Origin of the sequence: Enterobacter sp. ECC-019, from assembly GCF_043974075.1 — a bacterium.
Taxonomy (GTDB): domain Bacteria; phylum Pseudomonadota; class Gammaproteobacteria; order Enterobacterales; family Enterobacteriaceae; genus Enterobacter; species Enterobacter asburiae_D.
Map to the genome: position 1 here is coordinate 3,473,397 of NZ_CP143759.1, position 21,202 is coordinate 3,494,598.

Genomic DNA, 21,202 nt, shown 5'->3' on the forward strand with positions numbered 1-21,202 from the left:
ATCTACATTTTGAACTCACAGGGAGTTACTTAGAAACTGTAACTCGCCCCTAGCTGATACGTCCTGTCACGCCCAATCCAGCAGTTGGTCGCGTCGTAGCAGGTCAGCGTCTCTTTATTGGTGATGTTCTGCGCGCTGGCCTTAAGCGTTAGCCCTGCCAGCGAGGGCAGGATTTCGCCCATCCGGTAGGAAGCCGCCAGATCGTACTGCGTAGTGCCGCCCAGTTTACCCGCATCGTTTGCCGGAGAGATTTCCATCGGCCCGGTGTAGCGTGCGCCCGCTCCCAGCATCAGTCCTTTCAGCGGCGTGTTCTCAAAGGTGTAATCCCCCCAGAGGTTGAAGGCATTCTCCGGGACCTGCGTTGGACGTTTACCTTGGTACTTGTCATCTTCCCGGTTGATCGCGTGGGTGTACGCATAGTTGGCAATCAGCGTCAGGCTGTCCGTCGGACGGCTGATGGCGGAAAGCTCTGCCCCTTTAGATTCAACTTCCCCGGTCTGACGATAGTTCAGGAAGCCCGGATCCGAGGTGACGACATTTTTCTGACGGATGTTAAACACCGAGGCGGTAAAAGTGGTGGCGTAGTCGGCCAGCAGATATTTCACCCCGCCTTCCACCTGCTTGCTGGTGGTCGGCTTAACGTCTTTCGCCACGAGCGTTCCCTGCGGGGAAACCGGCGCAAAACCTTCTGAGTAGCTGATAAATGGTGAAATCCCGTTATCGAAGGCGTAAAGCGCGCCCAGGCGTTTGGTGACGCGATCCTGCGATACCCAGGCTTTATCACCGTTTTGCAAGTAGTTGGTGGTGACGGAGCGGTAATCGTCGTAGCGCAGGCTGCCCAGCAGGTTGAGGCCACCAAACTCTACCTGATCCTGTAAGTAATAGCCGTTCTGCTGATAGCTGAGGCGGTTTTTCTGGGCGGTATACAGCCCCAGCGTACTTTCGCCGATCTGCGAATAGTCAGGATGACGCATATCGATACCCGGCGTGGCCGACGCGTAGCGATAGTGGAAATGGGAGTTCAGCTTCTGATAGTCAAACCCGGCCAGCAGATGGTGTTTCCAGTCGCCCAGCGCAACGGTTTTGGTCACCTGGTTGTCGATGTTGAAGCTCTTAAGGTCTTCATCGGTGGTGTAAGCAAAGCGGTTGAGCTGATACACCTCGCTTCCCGTCCCTGTCGCGTAAACGCTGCGCTGGCGGGTATCGACGTCGAAATAGCGCGCCTTCTGGTTAAAGCCCCAGCCGCTGTCAAATTCATGTTCAAAGCTGTAGCCCAGCATCCACTGACGCTGCTTAAACCCGCTCCACTCGTCTCCGGCATAATCCCGGCGATCGGCATATTTTGAGCGCAGGTAGGCGAGCGGCAGCGGGTTAGACGGCGTCAGGCTCGGGGTGTTTTGCGCCAGCGCGTCCAGGGTGAGGCGGGTTTTGCTGTCCGGTTGCCAGGTGACTGACGGCGCAACCAGGTAGTTTTCATACCGGGTGGTGTGCGGCTGATCGTCGTTTTCCGTGGCTTTGCCCAGCAGACGGTAGTTCCAGTCGCTGTCGGCAATCTGCCCGGTTGAATCGAGATAGCCCTCTTTCAGATTACGGTTTCCGGTGTTAACGCCGATCTCCGTTCGCGCTTCCCGCTGCGGTTTTTTACTTTGAATATTCACCAGCCCGCCCGGCGAACCGCCGCCGTAAAGGACCGATGAGGGGCCTTTCAGGATATCAACGCTGTCAATCAGCAGCGGATCAATGCGCGCTTTGGTATTGCCGGTGACGTTATAGGGCAGCTGCAGCCCGTTGTAGAACTCCTGGTCGACGGTAAATCCACGAATTTTATATTCGCTCATGTAGGAGGTATTCCCCCTCACCTCGGTTGAGACGCCTGGGGCATAGCGCAGGATTTCATTCACCGAATTCGCGTGACGCTTTTCAATTTCCGGCGCAGAGAGGGTCGTGATGACCTGCGGCGTTTTACTTTCGGCAACGGCCGATTTGGTGGCGCTGTTCGTCCAGGCCGGCAGCGCGCTGCCCTGCTCTGAGCCCGTGACGACGAGGGTGGATTCTTCGGCGAATGCCGGGGCCTGCAATGCCAGCGTAACGGCACCTGCCAGGGCGCAAAGCGTAAAGCGTGAGGTATTCATAATGTCGTCTTGTTGTTAGATGCAATACGTAACGACAATTATTATCATTTAGATTAACAAATCAATACTCAGGCAAAAAAACGGCCCTCCGCAGAGAGCCGTTTACGTCAATTTATGCTCGTCGCAGTAACCTGAATATGCCCAGCACCACAATGGCACCCACGACAGCGACCAGAAAACTGTGCAGGTCGAAACCACTTATGTTGCCTCCAAAACCAAACATCGTCGCCAGCCAGCCGCCGACAACCGCACCAACGACCCCGAGTACACAGGTCAAAATAAAGCCGCCGCCATCGTTTCCCGGCATGATCAGTTTAGCGATAGCGCCAGCAATAAGACCAAAGATAATCCAGGCGATGATACCCATAGCGATGCCCTCTTGCAGGTTTAACGCGTGCGCAGAAAACCTTCTGCACAGCTAACTTAAGTATAGGTCATCGCTGGAAAACCATTTTCATCTCACCGACTTATCTTTGCTTAAACAGGCAAAAAAAACTCACCGGTTTGTATTAAGTTTCATTGCAGATTGCCGATAACGCTAAGACAGTCTGTCATCAATCAAGGAGCCATCCGGCGTGAGTCATTACAGTGAGCAGTTCCTCAAGCAAAATCCGCTGGCTGTATTAGGGGTATTACGCGACCTGCAAAAAGGTGAAGTGCCGCTGCGCATCAGCTGGTCGAATAATCAGTTCATCAGCAAGATCCTTGACGCCTCGCAGGAGCGGCTGGTGATAGATTTAGGCAGTCAGGAGTATGAAAACCGCGCAGCGCTGAAAGCGGAGAATATCGCGGTGATGGCCGAAACGCAGGGAGCCAAAGTGGAGTTTGTCCTGACGCGGCTGGAAATGAGCGAATACCAGGGACTCCCTGCTTTTGCTACCCCGCTCCCCACCAACCTCTGGTTTGTCCAGCGTCGCGAATATTTCCGCATTAGCGCTCCGCTTCATCCCGCCTATTTTTGTAAGGCCAAAATGCCGGACAAAAAAGAGATCCGCTTCCGCCTCTTCGACCTGTCGCTGGGCGGCATGGGCGCACTGATGGATACGCCGAAACCCGACGGTCTGGTAGAGGGCATGCGGTTTACGCAAATTGAGCTGGATATGGGGGGCTGGGGCCGCTTTTATTTCGATGCACAGCTGATTGCCATCAGCGATCGCACCGTCGTGGACAGCAAAAATGAAACCATCACCACGCCGCGTCTGAGCTTCCGTTTCCTGAACGTCGGGCCCGGCGCAGAGCGCGAGCTTCAGCGCATCATCTATTCTCTCGAGCGGGAGGCGCGTGAACGCGCAAATAAAGTTCTGTAAGGAAAACCGGGCAGCGTGACCGCCGCCCGTCTGCGGCATTACATGGCATCCATCGCTTTCTGTACTTTCCAGATATAACGAGGCGCCTGTGGTGCCGGGTGATTTTTTGCCACATGTTCAAAGAATTCGTCTTTGTCCATGCCGTTAATCTCTTCTATCGCCTCTTTGCGGTCAGAGGAGAAGGTTCTGAGCAACGCGCCGGCACCGTTAACGTAAGACACCACCAGCGCATACTGCATCACCTCCGGATCCTTAATACCCTTCAGCACGCCATGTTCCATTATGCTCAGATAAGCGGTGCCCATTGAAATGTTGCGTTCCGGGTTTTTCAGCTCGCTGGTCGACGGCTGGCCGCTCCAGCCCATATAGCGGTAAACTTCTTTCCCCGCCGTTGACGCTTTAAGCTGCATCAGACCCACCGCGTTGGATTTGCTGACAAGCGCAGGATTTCCGCCGGACTCCACCGCAATGATCGCCGTGATGAGACGCGGGCTGACGCCCCAGGCCTTCCCGGCTTGTTCACTGATCGGCATCCACTGCATGGCCCGTTTCACCGGCACTTCCGGGTTCCAGGGTGGGTTTTGATAATCATGTTTTGAACTACAGCCAGCAAGCAGCACAATCAAAAAAGCAAACCATCTCAATTTCACGTCATCTATCCTTATAGCCGGTCATCGCGGTGCGCCGCCTCTTGAAGCAGGCGGCGTATAAGCGGCATGATATAGACAATTAGTTTCTCATTCAGCAAGGAATTGCCATGTCTCAGTTTCATCTCATCGCGCCGTCGGGCTACTGCATTAACCAGGACGCGGCGCAGCGGGGCGTTCAGCGTTTGCTGGAATCGGGTCATCAGGTAGAAAATCAGACGATTATCCCCCGCCGCCAGCAGCGTTTTGCCGGTACAGAAGCGCAGAGGCTGAATGATATCAATAGTCTGGTGAACCTGACGGGCGAAAACCGGATTGTGCTTGCGGTGCGCGGCGGATATGGTGCGAGCCGGTTGCTGGAGAGCATTGACTGGCAGGGGCTGGCGATGCGCCAGCAGCACGATCCGCTGCTGATTTGCGGCCACAGCGATTTCACCGTCATCCAGCTCGGGCTGCTGGCCCTGCATAACGTTATCACCTTCAGCGGTCCGATGCTGGCCGGTAACTTCGGCGCACCGGAGCTGGATGCGTTTACCGTGGAACATTTCTGGCGCGCGCTGCGTAACCCCACCTACAGCGTGGAGTGGCAAGGAAATGGGCCGCACTGGGAGTGTGAAGGCCAGCTCTGGGGCGGTAACCTGGCGATGCTGGTCTCGCTTATCGGCACGCCGTGGATGCCGCAAATCGTGGACGGCATTCTGGTGCTGGAAGATATCAACGAACATCCGTTCCGCGTCGAGCGCATGCTCTTGCAGCTTTATCATGCCGGTATTCTTGAACGCCAGTCCGCGATTGTGCTGGGCAGCTTCAGCGGTTCTGCCCCGAATGACTATGACGCGGGTTACTCCCTGGAGACCATGGTCGACTTCGTTCGCTCGCGGCTGGATATTCCGGTCATCACCGGTCTGGATTTCGGCCATGAGCAGCAAACCGTGACCCTGGCGCTGGGGGCGCACGCCTCCCTGATCCACAATGATTCCGGCAGTCGGCTGACCATCAGCGGCCATCCTGTCATAAAGGCATAAAAAAGCCGTTATACCCCCTTAATAAAACGCTGTTGCCGTTGTTAATATGTTAGGGTTTTAGTAACAGCGTTAACATTGAGGTGGGAGTAAGAGAACATTGGATGCCGCAGCGATAATCAGCCTTTTCATTTTGGGTTCCGTCCTTGTAACCAGCAGTATTTTATTAAGTTCATTTTCATCGCGTCTCGGCATACCTATTCTTGTCATTTTCCTCGCCATCGGCATGCTCGCCGGCATTGATGGCATTGGCGGTATCCCATTCGATAACTACCCCTTCGCCTACATGGTGAGTAACCTCGCGCTGGCGGTGATCCTGCTGGACGGCGGGATGCGCACCCAGGCGAGTTCCTTCCGCGTGGCGTTAGGGCCTGCGCTGTCGCTCGCCACGGTCGGCGTGTTGATTACCTCTGGCCTCACCGGAATGATGGCCGCGTGGCTTTTCCATCTCAACATCATGGAAGGTTTGCTGATTGGCGCCATCGTGGGCTCAACCGATGCGGCAGCGGTATTTTCCCTGCTCGGCGGAAAAGGGCTTAACGAACGCGTCGGCTCCACGCTGGAGATTGAGTCCGGCAGCAACGATCCGATGGCGGTGTTTCTCACCATCACCCTGATTGAGATGATCCAGCAGCACGAGACGGGCCTGAGCTGGATGTTCGTCTGGCATATCCTGCAGCAGTTCGGGCTGGGGATTGTTATCGGCCTGGCGGGAGGATACCTCTTACAGCAGATGATCAACCGCATCTCGCTGCCCGCGGGGCTTTACCCCCTGCTGGCGCTGAGCGGCGGTATCCTCATTTTTGCCGTCACCACCGCGCTGGACGGCAGCGGCATCCTCGCCGTCTACCTCTGCGGGTTCCTGATGGGCAACCGACCTATTCGCAACCGACATGCCATTTTGCAGAACTTCGACGGTCTGGCCTGGCTGGCGCAGATCGGCATGTTCCTGGTGCTCGGCCTTCTGGTCACGCCATCCGATCTGCTGCCGATCGCCGTTCCGGCGCTGCTGCTGTCCGCGTGGATGATCTTCTTCGCCCGTCCGCTGTCGGTATTTGCGGGCCTGCTGCCGTTTCGCGGCTTCAACCTGCGCGAGCGGGTGTTTATCAGTTGGGTGGGCCTGCGCGGCGCGGTGCCGATTATCCTTGCGGTGTTCCCGATGATGGCCGGTCTGGATAACGCGCGGCTGTTCTTTAACGTGGCGTTCTTCGTGGTGCTGATTTCGCTGCTGTTCCAGGGAACCTCGCTCGGGTGGGCGGCGAAAAAAGCCAAAGTGGTGGTGCCTCCCGTGGGCTGGCCGGTCTCCCGCGTGGGGCTCGACATTCACCCGGAGAACCCGTGGGAACAGTTCGTCTATCAACTGAGCGCCGACAAATGGTGCGTGGGGGCCTCGCTGCGCGATTTGCACATGCCGGCCGAAACGCGCATTGCCGCCCTGTTCCGCGATAATGTCCTGCTGCACCCTACCGGCAGCACCCGCCTGCGCGAAGGGGATATTCTCTGCGTCATTGGCCGCGAGCGCGACCTGCCCGCGCTGGGCAAACTGTTCAGCCAGTCGCCTCCGGTGGCGCTGGATCAGCGTTTCTTCGGCGATTTTATTCTGGAAGCCAGCGCCAAGTTTGCCGATGTGGCGCTGATTTACGGCCTGGATGAAGGGCTGGAGTACCGCGACAAGCAGCAAACGTTAGGGGAAATCATTCAGCAACTGCTGGGGGCGGCCCCCGTCGTCGGTGACCAGGTAGAGTTCGCCGGGATGATCTGGACGGTTGCGGAGAAAGAAGATAACGCGGTGAGAAAAGTCGGCGTCAGGCCGATGGAGGAGGAAACCGAGTAGTTGTTTTTTTGCCGGGTAGCGGCTTCGCCTTACCCGGCCTACAAAACCCTCGAACGTAGGTCGGGTAAGCATGAGCGCCACCCGACACAACTATTCGTTACACCGTCACAACCGGCACTCTCGGCGCCAGCGCGCACATCAATTCGTACCCCACCGTGCCCGCCGCGGCAGCAACGTCATCAATCTTAATTTCGTTACCCCACAGCTCCACAGGTGAACCGATGCCCGCCTGCGGGCATGGCGTCAGGTCAACGGCCAGCATATCCATTGATATGGTGCCCACCGTTCCCGTACGAACCCCATCGACCCAGACCGGCGTGCCGGTCGGCGCGATGCGCGGGTAGCCGTCGGCATAGCCGCCCGCCACGATGCCAATTCGCTGCTCGCCCTGTGCCCGGTAGCGGCTGCCGTAGCCCACCGCGTCACCGGCCTTCAGCGTCTGCACGCCAATGATTTCACTGCGCAGGGTCATGACCGGCTTCAGGCCGCTGTTGGCGATATCCTGCCACTGGCCTGAGGGAGATGCACCGTACAGAACGATCCCCGGACGCACCCAGTTGTAGTGCGCCTCGGGATGCCACAGCGTGGCCGCCGAGTTCGACAGCGAGCGTGGGCAGTCCAGCCCCTCTGCCGCCTGCTCAATGCGCACCATGGCATCGGCAATTCCGTCGGGTTTTTCCGCGTCGGCAAAATGCGCCATCAGCGTCATTTCGCCCACGTTCTTCATGGCGCGCAGCTGCTGCCAGACCGTATGCACCCGCTCAGGCTGGAAGCCCAGGCGGTTCATGCCGCTGTTGACCTTGAGATAGATATCCAGCGGAGCATGGAGCTTCGCATCCTGAATCGCCTTAATCTGCCAGTTGCTGTGAACGCTGGTGGTCAGTCGATACTTGTCCAGCAGCGGCAGATCGTCCGCGTGGAAGAAGCCCTCCAGCAGCAGTATGGGCCCTTTCCAGCCGCGCTCGCGCAGCAGAATGGCCTCTTCCAGATTCAGGAGCGCAAAGCCGTCGGTCGCGCTCAGCGCGCTCCAGATACGATCGATACCGTGGCCGTAGGCGTTCGCTTTCACCACCGACCAGACGCGCGAACCGGGTGCCGCCCGACGAACAATTTGCAGATTATCCTTCAGAGCCTGCAGGTTCAGCTGGGCCAGAACAGGACGGGACATGACAGCTCCTTAATTATGCGCGCCGTGCAGATGCTGTGGACGCGAAGGCGTAAACCCCGATTGATAGCGTGCGGCGCTTAAATCGTCAAATGGAATTGCCGGCGTGCGCCCGGAAATCAGGTCGCTCAGCAGCTGGCCCGATCCGCAGGCCATCGTCCAGCCAAGCGTGCCGTGTCCGGTATTGGTCCACAGGTTTTTATACGGCGTGCGGCCCACGATCGGCGTGCCGTCCGGGGTCATCGGACGCAGGCCGGTCCAGAACGTCGCCTGCTCAACAAAACCTCCGCGCGGGAAGAGATCGCCCACCACCATCTCCAGCGTTTCACGACGCGGCTGCAGCAGTTCGGTGTTGAAGCCGACAATCTCCGCCATGCCGCCTACGCGAATACGGTTATCGAAGCGGGTAATGGCGATTTTGTAGGTTTCATCCAGAATGGTCGACACCGGCGCGCCGCTCTCTTCTTTCACCGGAATGGTCAGCGAGTAGCCCTTCAGCGGGTAGACCGGAATGTCGAGAATGCCTTTCAGCATGGCGGTGGAGTACGAGCCAAACGCCATCACGTAGGCATCGGCTTTGATCACCTCGTCGCCGCACTTCACGCCGTAAATTTTTTCCCCTTCCGACAGCAGCTTGTCGACAGAGGTGTTGAAGCGGAACTTCACCCCCGCCTGCTCGCACATTTGCGCCAGACGTTGCGTAAAGAGCTGGCAGTCGCCGGTTTCGTCATTCGGCAGACGCAGGCCGCCCGTTAGCTTATGCGCCACTTCCGCCAGCGCCGGTTCAACCTGGCCAAGCTGGCTGGCTTCCAGCAGCTGGTACGGTACGCCGGCATCTTCCAGCACGGCGATATCGCGGGTGGCATTTTCATACTGTTGCTCGGTGCGGAACAGCTGTAACGTCCCGCCCTGACGGCCTTCATACTCAATCCCCGTCGACGCGCGCAGCGCTTTCAGACAGTCGCGGCTGTATTCCGCCAGGCGCACCATGCGCCCTTTGTTCTCCATGTAGTGGCGGGTGTCGCAGTTGCGCAGCATCTGCCACATCCACTTCAGCTGGAACTGCGTGCCGTCAAGGCTGATGGCCAGCGGCGCATGGCGCTGGAACATCCATTTAATCGCTTTCAGCGGAACGCCCGGCGCAGCCCACGGTGCCGCATACCCCGGAGAGATTTGCCCGGCGTTCGCCGCGCTGGTTTCAAGCGCGGGACCGGATTCACGATCGATAACGGTTACGTCATGTCCCGCCTGACTTAAATACCAGGCGCTGGTTACCCCAACGACACCACTTCCCAGTATGACAACACGCATAGCCACTCCATTATGTGCAAAAGAACAATCCTCTAATTACAGATTGATAACCTAGTTGAAAATATTATTCAACATACGACTTTTTTATGGTGACTTACCTCACACATCCCCCAGCATTAGGGGATAGTGCTAATTTGGGATCTCCTGCTGCGCGTTATTTTTAACCAGCATAATATGCTGAGACACACCGTTTTTTTGCCGTATCAAAAACGCGAAATCGCAAAGAAAAAATTTCTGCCCCAGCACGCTTTTTAACACGTTGATCTATGCTTGAAAGGAGGCTCTCCAGACAGAGAGAGCACCCACAACGAGGGCGCGCTAATGGCTACTATTGATTCCCTGAACAAGGACAACACTCGTCTGAGCGATGGACCCGACTGGACCTTCGAGCTGCTGGATGTTTACCTCGCCGAAATCGACCGGGTCGCAAAGCTGTATCGTCTGGATACCTATCCCCATCAGATTGAAGTCATTACGTCCGAACAGATGATGGACGCCTACTCCAGCGTCGGGATGCCGATTAACTATCCGCACTGGTCGTTTGGTAAAAAATTTATTGAAACCGAGCGGCTGTATAAGCACGGCCAGCAGGGGCTGGCGTATGAGATTGTCATTAACTCCAATCCGTGTATTGCCTATTTAATGGAAGAAAACACCATTACCATGCAGGCGCTGGTGATGGCGCACGCCTGCTACGGGCACAACTCATTTTTCAAGAATAACTACCTGTTCCGCAGCTGGACGGATGCCAGCTCCATCGTCGATTACCTGATCTTCGCCCGTAAATACATTACCGACTGCGAAGAGCGCTATGGCGTGGACGAAGTGGAAAAACTGCTCGACTCCTGCCATGCGCTGATGAACTACGGCGTGGACCGCTATAAACGCCCGCAGAAAATCTCCCTGCAGGAGGAGAAGGCCCGGCAGAAAAGCCGCGAAGAGTACCTGCAAAGCCAGGTGAACATGCTGTGGCGTACCCTGCCGAAGCGTGAGGAGGAAAAAACGATCGCCGAAGCGCGTCGCTATCCGTCCGAGCCGCAGGAAAACCTGCTCTATTTTATGGAGAAGAACGCCCCGCTGCTGGAACCGTGGCAGCGTGAGATCCTGCGCATCGTCCGCAAGGTGAGCCAGTATTTTTACCCGCAAAAGCAGACGCAGGTCATGAACGAAGGCTGGGCGACCTTCTGGCACTACACCATCCTCAACCATCTGTACGATGAGGGGAAAGTTACCGAGCGGTTCATGATGGAATTCCTCCACAGCCATACCAACGTGGTGTTCCAGCCGCCCTACAACAGCCCGTGGTACAGCGGAATAAACCCGTATGCGCTTGGCTTCGCCATGTTCCAGGACATCAAGCGTATCTGCCAGTCGCCGACGGAAGAAGACAAGTACTGGTTCCCGGATATCGCCGGCTCTGACTGGCTGGAAACGCTGCACTTTGCGATGCGCGACTTTAAGGATGAGAGCTTCATCAGCCAGTTTATGTCGCCGAAGATCATGCGTGACTTCCGCTTCTTCACCGTGCTGGACGACGATCGCAACAACTATCTGGAGATTTCCGCGATCCATAACGAAGAGGGATACCGGGAGATCCGCTCTCGCCTCTCTTCACAGTACAACCTGAGCAACCTTGAACCGAATATTCAGGTCTGGAACGTCGATTTGCGCGGTGACCGCTCCCTGACGCTGCGCTATATCCCGCACAATCGCGCGCCGCTGGATAAAGGGCGTAAAGAGGTGCTGAAGCATGTGCATCGCCTGTGGGGCTTCGACGTACAGCTGGAGCAGCAGAATGAAGACGGGAGCGTCGAGCTGCTGGATCGCTGCCCGGCGCGGTTGAATACGCTGTAGTGCAGTTTTTTTGCCCGGTGGCGCCACGCTTACCGGGCCTACAAAACCCGTAGTTCGGGTAAGGCGCAGCCGCCACCCGACGAAAAAAAACCTCTCTTACGAGAGGTTTTTTCTTTTAGCGGGTCTGAATCGCTAAATCACCCGGCAGCGTTTTCTGCATACGGTGCCAGATTTCACCGGAATCATGACCGTAGCGGCGCACCGTCTCATAAACCTGATCGTGCAGGCCTTCGGTACAGAGCTTGCTCAGCTTATGGTAGAAGCCCAGCGCCAGGCTACGCGCTTCCGGATTGGCAAAGTAGTGGCGACCGATGCGGGTGTAAAGCCCTTTCATACCGTTGAGGATCAGGCCGTACACCGGGTTGCCGGAGGCAAACGCCAGGCCGCGAAACACGTTGTAATCGAGGGTGGCAAAAGCATCGGCATGGTCTTCCACCTCGTTTGCTGTGGCCAGCACTGCAAGGGCGTCTTCCGGATGCTGACGGAAAGCGGTACGAATAAAGATCGTCGCGATGTTGGTGCGAACGGAGAGCAGATTATCAATGAGCTGCGGCACGCTTTCATGGTCAAGACGCGCCAGCGTTTCAAGAATGTTCAGCCCGGACGTTTCCCAGAAGTTGTTTACTTTCGTCGGCTTGCCGTGCTGGATCGTTAACCAGCCATCTCGCGCCAGCCGCTGGAGCACTTCACGCAGCGTGGTGCGAGTGACGCCAATCAGTTCAGAGAGTTCGCGTTCAGCCGGAAGAATGGACCCCGCAGGGAAACGATTATTCCAGATGCTTTCAATGATGTACTCTTCCGCGAAACCCGCCGGGCTCTGCGCCTTAATGACCATAGTAAGATTTCCATTACACAGCTTTAGCAAATTGGACTCATCATACCAGAGGCAGCCAATGGCAGGTAGCACGGCAAAGAGAGAAAAGAGGGATCGCCGTTTCATTTTTGTGAAATTTACAATGCAGCCTTATCCGCCTCCAGGCCGCGATTTTTGCGTATACTGATGTTTTGTCTTACTTGACGGGGAAGGACGTCTGTCGTGGAAATTTCTTTTGGGCGCGCGCTGTGGCGCAACTTTTTAGGCCAGTCTCCGGACTGGTATAAACTTATACTTCTGGTGTTCCTGGTCGTTAACCCCCTCCTCTTTAGCGTGAACCCATTCATTGCCGGGTGGCTGCTGGTGGCGGAGTTTATCTTCACCCTGGCCATGGCGCTGAAATGTTACCCCCTGCTGCCGGGCGGATTGCTGGCGTTTGAGGCCGTCGTCATCGGCATGACCCGCGCCGAGCATGTCAAAGCCGAGCTGGCGTCAAATCTCGAAGTGCTACTGCTGCTGATGTTTATGGTGGCGGGCATCTACTTCATGAAACAGCTGCTGCTGTTTATCTTCACGCGCCTGCTGCTCAGCATTCCGTCGAAAATGTTCCTCTCGCTGGCGTTTTGCCTTGCGGCCGCCTTCCTGTCGGCCTTCCTGGATGCGCTGACGGTCGTCGCCGTAGTGATAAGCGTAGCGGTTGGGTTTTACGGTATTTATCACCGCGTGGCCTCCTCTCGTCCGGGAGAGGATTTGCAGGATGACAGCCACGTCGATGCGCATAATCGTGACGTGCTGGAGCAGTTCCGCGCCTTCCTGCGCAGCCTGATGATGCATGCTGGCGTCGGTACCGCCCTGGGTGGCGTGATGACCATGGTGGGCGAGCCGCAAAACCTGATCATTGCTAAAGCGGCGGGCTGGCACTTCGGTGAGTTCTTCCTGAGAATGGCGCCGGTGAGCGTACCGGTGCTGTTCTGCGGTCTGGCGACCTGTCTGCTGGTGGAGAAGTTTCGCCTCTTTGGCTATGGGGCGCAGCTCCCGGAGCCGGTACGTCAGGAGCTGCATAAATTCGATCAGCAGAGCCGCAGCCAGCGGACGCGCCAGGAGACGCTACGGCTGATTGCTCAGGGGATCATCGGCGTCTGGCTTATCGCGGCGCTGGCGCTCCATCTTGCCGAAGTGGGGCTGATTGGCCTGTCGGTCATTATTCTCGCCACCACCTTTACCGGCGTGACGGACGAACATGCCATCGGTAAAGCCTTTACCGAAGCTCTGCCATTTACCGCCCTGCTGGCGGTGTTCTTTGCCGTCGTGGCCGTGATTATCGACCAGCACCTGTTCGCGCCGATTATTGCCTTTGTATTACAGGCGTCACCGGATGCTCAGCTCTCGCTGTTTTACCTGTTTAACGGCCTGCTCTCGTCGATCTCAGATAACGTCTTCGTCGGGACGGTCTATATCAACGAGGCCAAGGCGGCCATGGAGCAAGGCGTTATCAGCGCCGGACAGTTTGAGCTGCTGGCCGTGGCAATCAATACCGGCACCAACCTGCCGTCGGTGGCGACGCCAAATGGCCAGGCCGCCTTCCTGTTCCTGCTGACCTCCGCCCTCGCCCCGCTCATACGACTTTCTTATGGCAGGATGGTATGGATGGCGCTGCCCTACACGCTGGTGCTCACGATCGTGGGATTGCTTTGCGTCAAAATTACCCTCATTCCCTGTACGCAATGGTTGATACAAGCGGGTATACTTGCGGCGCAGTAAACTATGCATCTCGGGCAGTTCGCTGCCCGTTTGCCTTTTCGCACGATAAACATCCAATTACGTTTTATTTCGCCAGGTACAGGTGGCGCGAAAAACGAATTCGTTTACACTGCGATTTCTAAGCATGTTCCAGGGAAATGATTATGTTGAGATTTTTAAACCAGTGCTCCCGCGGTCGCGGAGCGTGGTTGTTAATGGCCCTGACCGCCTTTGCGCTGGAAATGGTTGCGCTGTGGTTCCAGCATGTAATGGGACTGAAACCTTGCGTGCTTTGTATTTATGAACGCTGCGCGCTGTTCGGCATTATGGGTGCGGGCCTGGTCGGCGCGATTGCCCCAAAATCGCCGCTGCGCTATGCCGGTATTGCCATCTGGATCTACAGCGCCTGGAAAGGGATTGAACTCTCCTGGCAGCACACCATGATGCAATTGCATCCGTCGCCGTTTATGACCTGTGATTTTGCCGCCCGCTTCCCGAGCTGGCTGCCGCTGGACAAATGGCTGCCGCAGGTGTTTGTCGCATCCGGTGACTGCTCCGTACGTCAGTGGGAATTCCTGACGCTGGAGATGCCGCAATGGCTGGTGGGTATTTTTGCCGCCTACTTCGTCGTGGCGCTGCTGGTGCTGATCGCCCAGCCGTTCAAACCGAAGAAACGCGATCTGTTCGGGCGCTAAGTTGCCCGGCGGCGCTTCGCTTGCGCGGGCCTACGGTTTTGTAGGTCGGGTAAGCGCAGCGCCACCCGACACAACAGCGCATAATAAAAAACCCGCCTCGGCGGGTTTTTTAATCTCAACGGGTCGGGTGATTCATGATGTGGTCTTCCCAGTCACGCACCTCGGACTCTTTCACCGCAATATGGCGCACAGAAATACGCTCGCCGTGCATCGCCGCTTTTGAACCGGTTAACAGCGGATGCCAGTCAGGCAGACCTTTCCCTTCCGCCAGCAGGCGATACGCGCAGGTATGCGGCAGCCATTCAAACGTCGGCAGATTATCCCGGGTTAACTTGATGCAGTCAGGCTCAAATTCAAACCGGCGTTCATAGTTGCGGCACTGGCAGGTTTTAATGTTTAACTGCTTGCAGGCAACGTTGGTGAAGTAGATTTCATCCGTATCTTCATCCATCAGCTTGTGCAGGCAGCACTGCCCGCAGCCGTCGCACAATGATTCCCATTCCGCATCGGTCATGTCGTCGAGAGTTTTGCTTTGCCAGAAAGGGATGTCGTTCATCAGGATGTCCACACGTCAAAAGAAAGCGCACCTTATAACGAGTCTGGCACGTTGTTGCAAGTTTTGCCGCCCTCTTCAGGCGGCAAGATGGGGTTACAGCACGCGGGTTTTCAGCGACAGGCCGTTAAAACCGACCTCAAGCTCGTCACCGCTGAGTAGCGGGCCAACACCTTCTGGGGTTCCGGTCAGGATCACATCGCCCGGTTTCAGGGTAAAGAAGCGGCTCATGTAGGCGATCAGCGGCACAATCTTGTGGATCATGTCTGCGGTGGTGCCCTGCTGGCGGATCTCGCCGTTAATCTTCAGGCTAAGCGGGGTGTCCTGCGGATCGCCGGTAAATTCGCTCACCGGCACAAACGCCGAGATCGGGCAGGAATTATCAAACCCTTTGGCTTTTTCCCACGGCTGCCCGGCTTTCTTCATTTTGCCCTGCACGTCACGCAGCGTGAGATCCAGCGCCACGCCGTAACCGGCAATCGCTTTCTGAACATGTTCTTCTGAGGCCTGGCGCAGCGTCGCGCCGATCAGCACGGCGAGTTCAACTTCGTGATGCACCGAGCCCAGCCCCTGCGGCAGCGCCAGCGGCTGGCGGATATCGCAAAGCGCCGTTTCAGGCTTAATGAACAGGACCGGCTCTTCTGGCGTCGCGCTGCCCATCTCCTGAATATGTTTTGCATAGTTGCTGCCCACGCAAACCACTTTGCTGACGGGATAATCCAGTAGTGCACCTTGCCAGTTATGATGTTGATACATGGTCGACCCCTAAACGGTTGATGTGTTGTGCCCAAAAACAGTTGAGACTATTTTTTACCGTTCGCCTCAAGATGCTGTTTTAATAAATTCTCGGGTGGCGGTGGAAGCTGTAAATAATAGCCTTGCTCGGCTAAGGCCGTTTTCACTTTATCCAGATCGGCATTAATCAGTTTCTTACGACCATCAAGCGGCAGCAGCATCGCCAGCTGTGGTCGGCCAAAGCTCTTCATTAATTCGTCAGGCACGCGTGAAAAATCGTCTTTCTTTTCGACATAAAGATAGGTCTGGTCACGGCTTGTACTTCTGTAGATCACACAAAACATGTTTTTACTCTGAATTAATGGGTGGTTGCTTGCCTCAATATACTCCTGACTATAACATGCCTGATACTCTTCGGAATATCGCAGCGAGTGGTTGCGGTTAATAGCAAATTGAGTAAGGCCAGGATGTCAAACACGCCCATCGAGCTTAAAGGCAGTAGCTTCACCTTATCAGTGGTACATTTGCATGATGCAAAACCCGAGGTTATTCGTCAGGCGTTAGAAGACAAAATCGCCCAGGCTCCCGCCTTTCTGAAGCACGCCCCTGTTGTTATCAACGTCAGCGGTCTTGAGGCACCGGTTAACTGGAAACTTCTCCAGCAGGCCGTCTCCTCGACCGGGCTGCGTATCGTAGGCATCAGCGGCTGCAAAGATACTGAGCTGAAAGCGGAAATTGAGCGTGCGGGGCTGCCTCTTCTGAATGAGGGCAAAGAAAAAGCCTCGCGTGCGGCACCCGTTGCCGTGCAAGCGCCCCCTCCTGCGGTGCAAAACGTTACTACCGTCACAAAAACGCGAATGATTGATGTGCCGGTTCGTTCCGGTCAGCGCATTTATGCACCAAACTGTGATCTGATTGTTACAAGCCACGTCAGTGCTGGCGCTGAGCTTATTGCAGATGGCAATATTCACGTATACGGTATGATGCGTGGACGTGCGCTCGCAGGTGCAAGTGGCGATCGAGATGCGCAAATATTTTGTACTCACCTGACAGCGGAACTGGTGTCCATCGCAGGTGAATATTGGCTGAGCGACAAAATCCCAGCCGAATTTTATGGCAAAGCGGCTCGCCTGCTTCTGGCAGACGACGCGTTGACCGTTCAACCGTTGAATTGATCCCTTTTTAACAAGGAATTTCTATGGCACGCATTATTGTTGTTACTTCGGGTAAAGGAGGCGTTGGCAAGACCACCTCCAGCGCGGCCATCGCTACTGGTTTGGCCCAGAAGGGAAAGAAAACCATCGTTATCGATTTCGATATCGGTCTGCGTAACCTCGACCTCATCATGGGATGTGAGCGTCGCGTCGTGTATGACTTCGTGAACGTCATTCAGGGCGATGCCACGCTGAACCAGGCGATGATTAAAGACAAGCGTACCGAGAACCTCTACATTCTTCCGGCTTCTCAGACGCGTGACAAAGACGCCCTGACCCGTGAAGGGGTGGAAAAGGTGCTCGATGAGCTGAAAAAAATGGAGTTCGACTTCATTGTCTGCGACTCCCCTGCCGGCATCGAAACCGGTGCCCTGATGGCGCTGTACTTCGCTGATGAAGCGATCATCACTACCAACCCTGAAGTTTCATCCGTGCGTGACTCAGACCGCATTCTGGGTATCCTCGCCTCTAAATCCCGTCGTGCGGAAAATGGCGAAGACCCGATTAAAGAACACCTGTTGCTCACCCGCTACAATCCGGGCCGCGTGAACAAGGGTGACATGCTGAGCATGGAAGACGTGCTGGAGATCCTGCGCATTAAACTGGTGGGCGTCATCCCGGAAGATCAGTCCGTGTTACGCGCCTCTAACCAGGGCGAGCCAGTGATCCTTGATATAGAGGCAGATGCAGGTAAAGCGTATGCTGATACTGTTGACCGTCTGCTGGGAGAAGAACGTCCTTTCCGCTTCATTGAAGAAGAGAAGAAAGGTTTCCTCAAACGCCTGTTCGGAGGATAAGTTATGGCATTACTGGACTTTTTTCTCTCGCGGAAAAAGAACACCGCCAACATCGCAAAAGAACGCCTGCAAATTATCGTTGCGGAGCGTCGTCGTAGCGACGCCGAGCCTCACTACCTGCCGCAGCTGCGTAAGGACATCCTGGAAGTGATCTGTAAGTATGTGCAGATTGACCCGGAGATGGTCACGGTGCAGCTGGAACAAAAAGACGGGGATATTTCGATTCTGGAGCTGAACGTTACGCTTCCGGAAGCGGAAGAGTCGCGTTAATCCCTTTGTGATTTTGTAGGCCGGGCAAGCGTCGCGCCGCCCGGCAATCTCCCCGGTGGAGCTACGCTTACCGGGGCTACAATTCTTTAGCGTGGGTATGCTTCCAGCAGCGTATTCAGGCGATCGGCCATCAATTTCCCGCGCCATCCCGCCATCATTTCCGGCACGCCATTCTGCGGCTTCAGCTTCCAGTGCCAGTTCAGCAGCTGGTTAATCTGACGACGTGAAGCGAGCAGTTCAGCGCTCAGTTTGCTTTCCGCTGCAACGTCCTGCACCAGCGCTTTGATATCCTTAAACGCTTTGCGATAGCCCGGCATATCCATCAGGTTCAGCAGCGGTTCCGGCAGCGCATCTTCCGGCAGCTCCTGCGCTTTTGCGACCAGCGCCAGCAGGGTTTTACCGTGGAAGCGGATCTCGCTGCCCGAAAGCCCAATGCTGTCCAGCTCGCCCAGGCTGCCCGGCATATAGCGCGCGACCGCCCAGAGATGTTCTTCGCGAACCACAAAGTTAACGGCCAGATCGCGCTCGCGCGCTTTACGCAAGCGCCAGTCTGCCAGCAGCTGCAGGCATGCCAGCTGACGCGTACGCAGTTGCCATGCGTTGCTGATATCGCGCCAGGCCTCTTTCGGGTCGACCACTTCCTGGCGGCGCTGCTGGGTCATACGACACTCGTCGAGCGCCGCAGACAGCCATCCAGAAGCTTCTGCCTCTTTCATCAGCTGGCCGGCAATCGGCAGCAGGTAAAACACGTCTGCCGCCGCATATTCCAGCTGGCGCTCGGTTAGCGGACGCGCCAGCCAGTCGGTACGTGATTCACTTTTATCCAGCGTCAGGCCCGTATACTCCTCTACCATGGCAGCAAAGCCCCATGAGAGCGGACGATTGCTGAATGCCGCGAGGATCTGCGTGTCAATCAGCGGCTGGGGCATGATGCCAAAGGTGTTCAGAAAGACTTCCAGATCCTCACTGCCTGCGTGCAGGTATTTCGTCACGGCGGTATCAAGCAGCAGGTCACGCATCGGCGTCCAGTTGGTAATGCCGAGAGGGTCAATCAGCGACACGTGTTTACCGTCGTACATCTGAATCAAACCCAGCTGCGGATAGTAAGTCCGGGTACGGACAAACTCGGTATCCAGGGCAATGGCAGGAAAGTCGCGCGTCACTTCGCACAGCGAAGCCAGCTCGTCGTTGGTCGTGATCATCTGGTAATTCAAAACGGGTTCTCTTTTGTTTGCGCCCATAAAAAACGCCGGCTTAACCGGCGTCTGGGCGATTAGCGTGAAGCTCAGGCCTTATTGTCTACTTTGCCACGGGCTTCGTCACGTAATTCTCGTCGTAATATCTTTCCGACGTTGGATTTCGGCAGCTCATCGCGAAATTCAACCAGCTTCGGCACCTTGTAGCCCGTCAGCTGACGACGGCAGAACGTTACCAGTTCCTCCTCCGTGAGTGAAGCGTCTTTCTTGACCACAAATATCTTGACCGCTTCGCCGCTGCTGCCGGAAGGGACGCCGACTGCCGCCACTTCGAGCACGCCGCTGTGCTGCATAACCACGTCTTCGATCTCATTCGGATAGACGTTGAAGCCGGAGACCAGGATCATGTCTTTCTTGCGATCGACGATGCGCAGGAAGCCCTCGTCATCCATCACCGCGATATCACCGGTGTGCAGCCAGCCGTCTTTGATGATTTCGTCGGTCGCATCGGGGCGCTGCCAGTAGCCCAGCATCACCTGCGGACCTTTGACGCACAGTTCACCCGGCTCGCCCGGCGCGACTTCGTTATCATTATCATCGACCAGTTTGGCCTCTGTGGAAGGAACCGGCAGACCAATGCTTCCACTGTGATAGTCGATATCATGCGGGTTAACGCTGACCAGCGGAGCACATTCCGTCAGCCCATAGCCCTCCAGCAAATACTGCCCGGTGAGCTTCACCCAGCGCTCGGCGACCGCCTGCTGAACCGGCATGCCGCCGCCCGCAGAGAGGTGCAGCGTGGAGAAATCCAGCTGCTGGAACTCTTTGTTATTAAGCAGCGCGTTAAACAGCGTATTTACCCCGGTCATGGCGGTGAACGGGTATTTCGCCAGCTCTTTCACCAGACCAGGGATATCGCGCGGGTTGGTGATGAGGATGTTCTGACCACCCAGTTCAATAAACAGCAGGCAGTTCATGGTCAGCGCAAAGATGTGATACAGCGGAAGCGCGGTGATCACCACCTCTTTGCCCGGATGCAGCAGCGGCCCGTAAGTGGCGTTCACCTGTTCAAGGTTTGCCAGCATATTACGGTGGGTAAGCATGGCCCCTTTGGCGACGCCGGTGGTCCCGCCTGTGTATTGCAGAAACGCAAGATCTTCCGCCACCACTTCGGGTTTCACATACTGCATACGGTAGCCCGCATGCAGCGCGCGGCGAAAGGAGATGGCGTCCGGCAGGTGGTATTTTGGCACCAGACGTTTGACGTATTTGACGACAAAGTTAACCAGCGTACCTTTGGCGGTGGAGAGTTGATCCCCCATACGCGTCAGGATGACGTGTTTAACCTGGGTTTTGTCGACCACTTTTTCCAGCGTATGGGCGAAGTTGGACACAATGACAATCGCAGCCGCGCCGCTGTCGTTCAGCTGATGCTCCAGCTCGCGCGGGGTATACAGCGGGTTAACGTTGACGACAATCATCCCGGCTCGCAGGATACCGAACAACGCCACCGGGTATTGCAGCAGGTTTGGCATCATCAGCGCGACGCGGTCCCCTTTTTGCAGCCCCAGCCCTTCCTGAAGATACGCCGCAAACGCCCGGCTACGCTCCTCGAGCTTACGGAACGTCATGACCTCGCCCATATTCACGAATGCGGGCTGGTCCGCGTAGCGCCTTACCGAGTGTTCAAATAATTCCACCAGGGATTGATAACGGTCAGGATTGATCTCAGCAGGAACATCTGCGGGATAACGGTTAAGCCAAACCTTCTTCAATGCATCACCTCTGAAATGAGTGTTCGTCGTCATCACAACCCCGATAATAAACAGTTTGTTAACATTATATTAACTCAGCGTACCAGTTTATTAATTGTTCAGATTTAAGGTTGCGAAGCGCGTCACTCTTTTTTTTCGTTT

20 protein-coding genes are annotated in these 21,202 nt (G+C 56.0%); 9 read left to right on the forward strand and 11 right to left on the reverse strand.

Annotated features, from left to right (window positions below; all coding sequences use genetic code 11):
• Positions 1 to 29 precede the first annotated feature (29 nt).
• A complete protein-coding gene (locus V1566_RS16470; RefSeq protein WP_395304016.1) occupies positions 30 to 2,132 on the reverse strand; it encodes a TonB-dependent siderophore receptor in 2,103 nt (700 codons plus the stop codon).
• A gap of 112 nt (positions 2,133 to 2,244) precedes the next feature.
• Complete coding sequence (locus V1566_RS16475) at positions 2,245 to 2,499, reverse strand: GlsB/YeaQ/YmgE family stress response membrane protein (RefSeq protein WP_008502662.1); 255 nt, start codon at positions 2,497 to 2,499, stop codon at positions 2,245 to 2,247.
• Positions 2,500 to 2,707: 208 nt separating this feature from the next.
• On the opposite strand from V1566_RS16475, the gene V1566_RS16480 reads away from it, so the two are divergent.
• Positions 2,708 to 3,439: a flagellar brake protein gene (locus V1566_RS16480; RefSeq protein WP_395304017.1), complete on the forward strand. Its 732-nt coding sequence runs from the start codon at positions 2,708 to 2,710 to the stop codon at positions 3,437 to 3,439.
• Between the two features lie 38 nt (positions 3,440 to 3,477).
• Here V1566_RS16480 and emtA read toward each other — a convergent pair whose 3' ends face one another.
• Positions 3,478 to 4,089 (reverse strand): membrane-bound lytic murein transglycosylase EmtA, encoded by a 612-nt coding sequence (emtA, locus tag V1566_RS16485; protein ID WP_063143839.1) that lies wholly within the window; start codon positions 4,087 to 4,089, stop codon positions 3,478 to 3,480.
• Positions 4,090 to 4,196: 107 nt separating this feature from the next.
• Here emtA and ldcA point away from each other — a divergent pair, with 107 nt between their 5' ends.
• Together ldcA and V1566_RS16495 are read left to right on the forward strand one after the other, a co-directional pair.
• Positions 4,197 to 5,111, forward strand: coding sequence for a muramoyltetrapeptide carboxypeptidase (gene ldcA, locus V1566_RS16490; RefSeq protein ID WP_395304018.1), 915 nt, complete (start codon positions 4,197 to 4,199; stop codon positions 5,109 to 5,111).
• A 97-nt stretch (positions 5,112 to 5,208) separates the two neighbouring features.
• A complete protein-coding gene (locus V1566_RS16495) occupies positions 5,209 to 6,942 on the forward strand; it encodes a potassium/proton antiporter (protein WP_023336053.1) in 1,734 nt (577 codons plus the stop codon).
• 97 nt (positions 6,943 to 7,039) lie between these two features.
• On the opposite strand, the gene dadX is transcribed toward V1566_RS16495, so the two are convergent.
• A complete protein-coding gene (gene dadX / locus V1566_RS16500) occupies positions 7,040 to 8,110 on the reverse strand; it encodes a catabolic alanine racemase DadX (RefSeq protein ID WP_395304019.1) in 1,071 nt (356 codons plus the stop codon).
• A gap of 9 nt (positions 8,111 to 8,119) precedes the next feature.
• Positions 8,120 to 9,418, reverse strand: a complete 1,299-nt coding sequence (locus V1566_RS16505) for a D-amino acid dehydrogenase (protein ID WP_063143835.1) — start codon at positions 9,416 to 9,418, stop codon at positions 8,120 to 8,122.
• 321 nt (positions 9,419 to 9,739) lie between these two features.
• Here V1566_RS16505 and V1566_RS16510 point away from each other — a divergent pair, with 321 nt between their 5' ends.
• Entirely contained in the window at positions 9,740 to 11,272 is a 1,533-nt protein-coding gene (locus V1566_RS16510) for a SpoVR family protein (RefSeq protein ID WP_100170101.1), read from the forward strand.
• 115 nt (positions 11,273 to 11,387) lie between these two features.
• On the opposite strand, the gene fadR is transcribed toward V1566_RS16510, so the two are convergent.
• Positions 11,388 to 12,107, reverse strand: a complete 720-nt coding sequence (gene fadR / locus V1566_RS16515) for a fatty acid metabolism transcriptional regulator FadR (protein WP_023312180.1) — start codon at positions 12,105 to 12,107, stop codon at positions 11,388 to 11,390.
• A 201-nt stretch (positions 12,108 to 12,308) separates the two neighbouring features.
• Between fadR and nhaB the strand changes: the two genes are divergently transcribed.
• On the forward strand, positions 12,309 to 13,847 hold the full coding sequence (gene nhaB / locus V1566_RS16520; protein ID WP_395304020.1) for a Na(+)/H(+) antiporter NhaB: 1,539 nt from the start codon (positions 12,309 to 12,311) through the stop codon (positions 13,845 to 13,847).
• Between the two features lie 143 nt (positions 13,848 to 13,990).
• Positions 13,991 to 14,521 (forward strand): disulfide bond formation protein DsbB, encoded by a 531-nt coding sequence (gene dsbB / locus V1566_RS16525; protein WP_024909807.1) that lies wholly within the window; start codon positions 13,991 to 13,993, stop codon positions 14,519 to 14,521.
• A gap of 115 nt (positions 14,522 to 14,636) precedes the next feature.
• On the opposite strand, the gene V1566_RS16530 is transcribed toward dsbB, so the two are convergent.
• The 3 genes from V1566_RS16530 to V1566_RS16540 all read right to left on the reverse strand — a co-directional run bounded on the left by V1566_RS16530 (position 14,637) and on the right by V1566_RS16540 (position 16,153).
• A complete protein-coding gene (locus tag V1566_RS16530; protein ID WP_024909872.1) occupies positions 14,637 to 15,077 on the reverse strand; it encodes a YcgN family cysteine cluster protein in 441 nt (146 codons plus the stop codon).
• 93 nt (positions 15,078 to 15,170) lie between these two features.
• A complete protein-coding gene (locus tag V1566_RS16535; protein ID WP_032658472.1) occupies positions 15,171 to 15,830 on the reverse strand; it encodes a fumarylacetoacetate hydrolase family protein in 660 nt (219 codons plus the stop codon).
• A 47-nt stretch (positions 15,831 to 15,877) separates the two neighbouring features.
• A complete protein-coding gene (locus V1566_RS16540) occupies positions 15,878 to 16,153 on the reverse strand; it encodes a YcgL domain-containing protein (protein ID WP_395304021.1) in 276 nt (91 codons plus the stop codon).
• A 123-nt stretch (positions 16,154 to 16,276) separates the two neighbouring features.
• Between V1566_RS16540 and minC the strand changes: the two genes are divergently transcribed.
• From minC to minE, 3 genes are read left to right on the forward strand one after another with little or no spacing between them, the layout of a single operon-like run.
• On the forward strand, positions 16,277 to 16,984 hold the full coding sequence (gene minC, locus V1566_RS16545) for a septum site-determining protein MinC (RefSeq protein WP_395304022.1): 708 nt from the start codon (positions 16,277 to 16,279) through the stop codon (positions 16,982 to 16,984).
• 23 nt (positions 16,985 to 17,007) lie between these two features.
• On the forward strand, positions 17,008 to 17,820 hold the full coding sequence (gene minD, locus V1566_RS16550; protein WP_395304023.1) for a septum site-determining protein MinD: 813 nt from the start codon (positions 17,008 to 17,010) through the stop codon (positions 17,818 to 17,820).
• A gap of 3 nt (positions 17,821 to 17,823) precedes the next feature.
• A complete protein-coding gene (gene minE / locus V1566_RS16555) occupies positions 17,824 to 18,090 on the forward strand; it encodes a cell division topological specificity factor MinE (RefSeq protein ID WP_024909868.1) in 267 nt (88 codons plus the stop codon).
• An 86-nt stretch (positions 18,091 to 18,176) separates the two neighbouring features.
• Here the strand turns inward: minE and rnd are convergent, their stop codons facing one another.
• Positions 18,177 to 19,304: a ribonuclease D gene (gene rnd / locus V1566_RS16560; protein WP_395304024.1), complete on the reverse strand. Its 1,128-nt coding sequence runs from the start codon at positions 19,302 to 19,304 to the stop codon at positions 18,177 to 18,179.
• Positions 19,305 to 19,375: 71 nt separating this feature from the next.
• On the reverse strand, positions 19,376 to 21,061 hold the full coding sequence (fadD, locus tag V1566_RS16565) for a long-chain-fatty-acid--CoA ligase FadD (RefSeq protein ID WP_147430001.1): 1,686 nt from the start codon (positions 21,059 to 21,061) through the stop codon (positions 19,376 to 19,378).
• Positions 21,062 to 21,202: the final 141 nt, after the last annotated feature.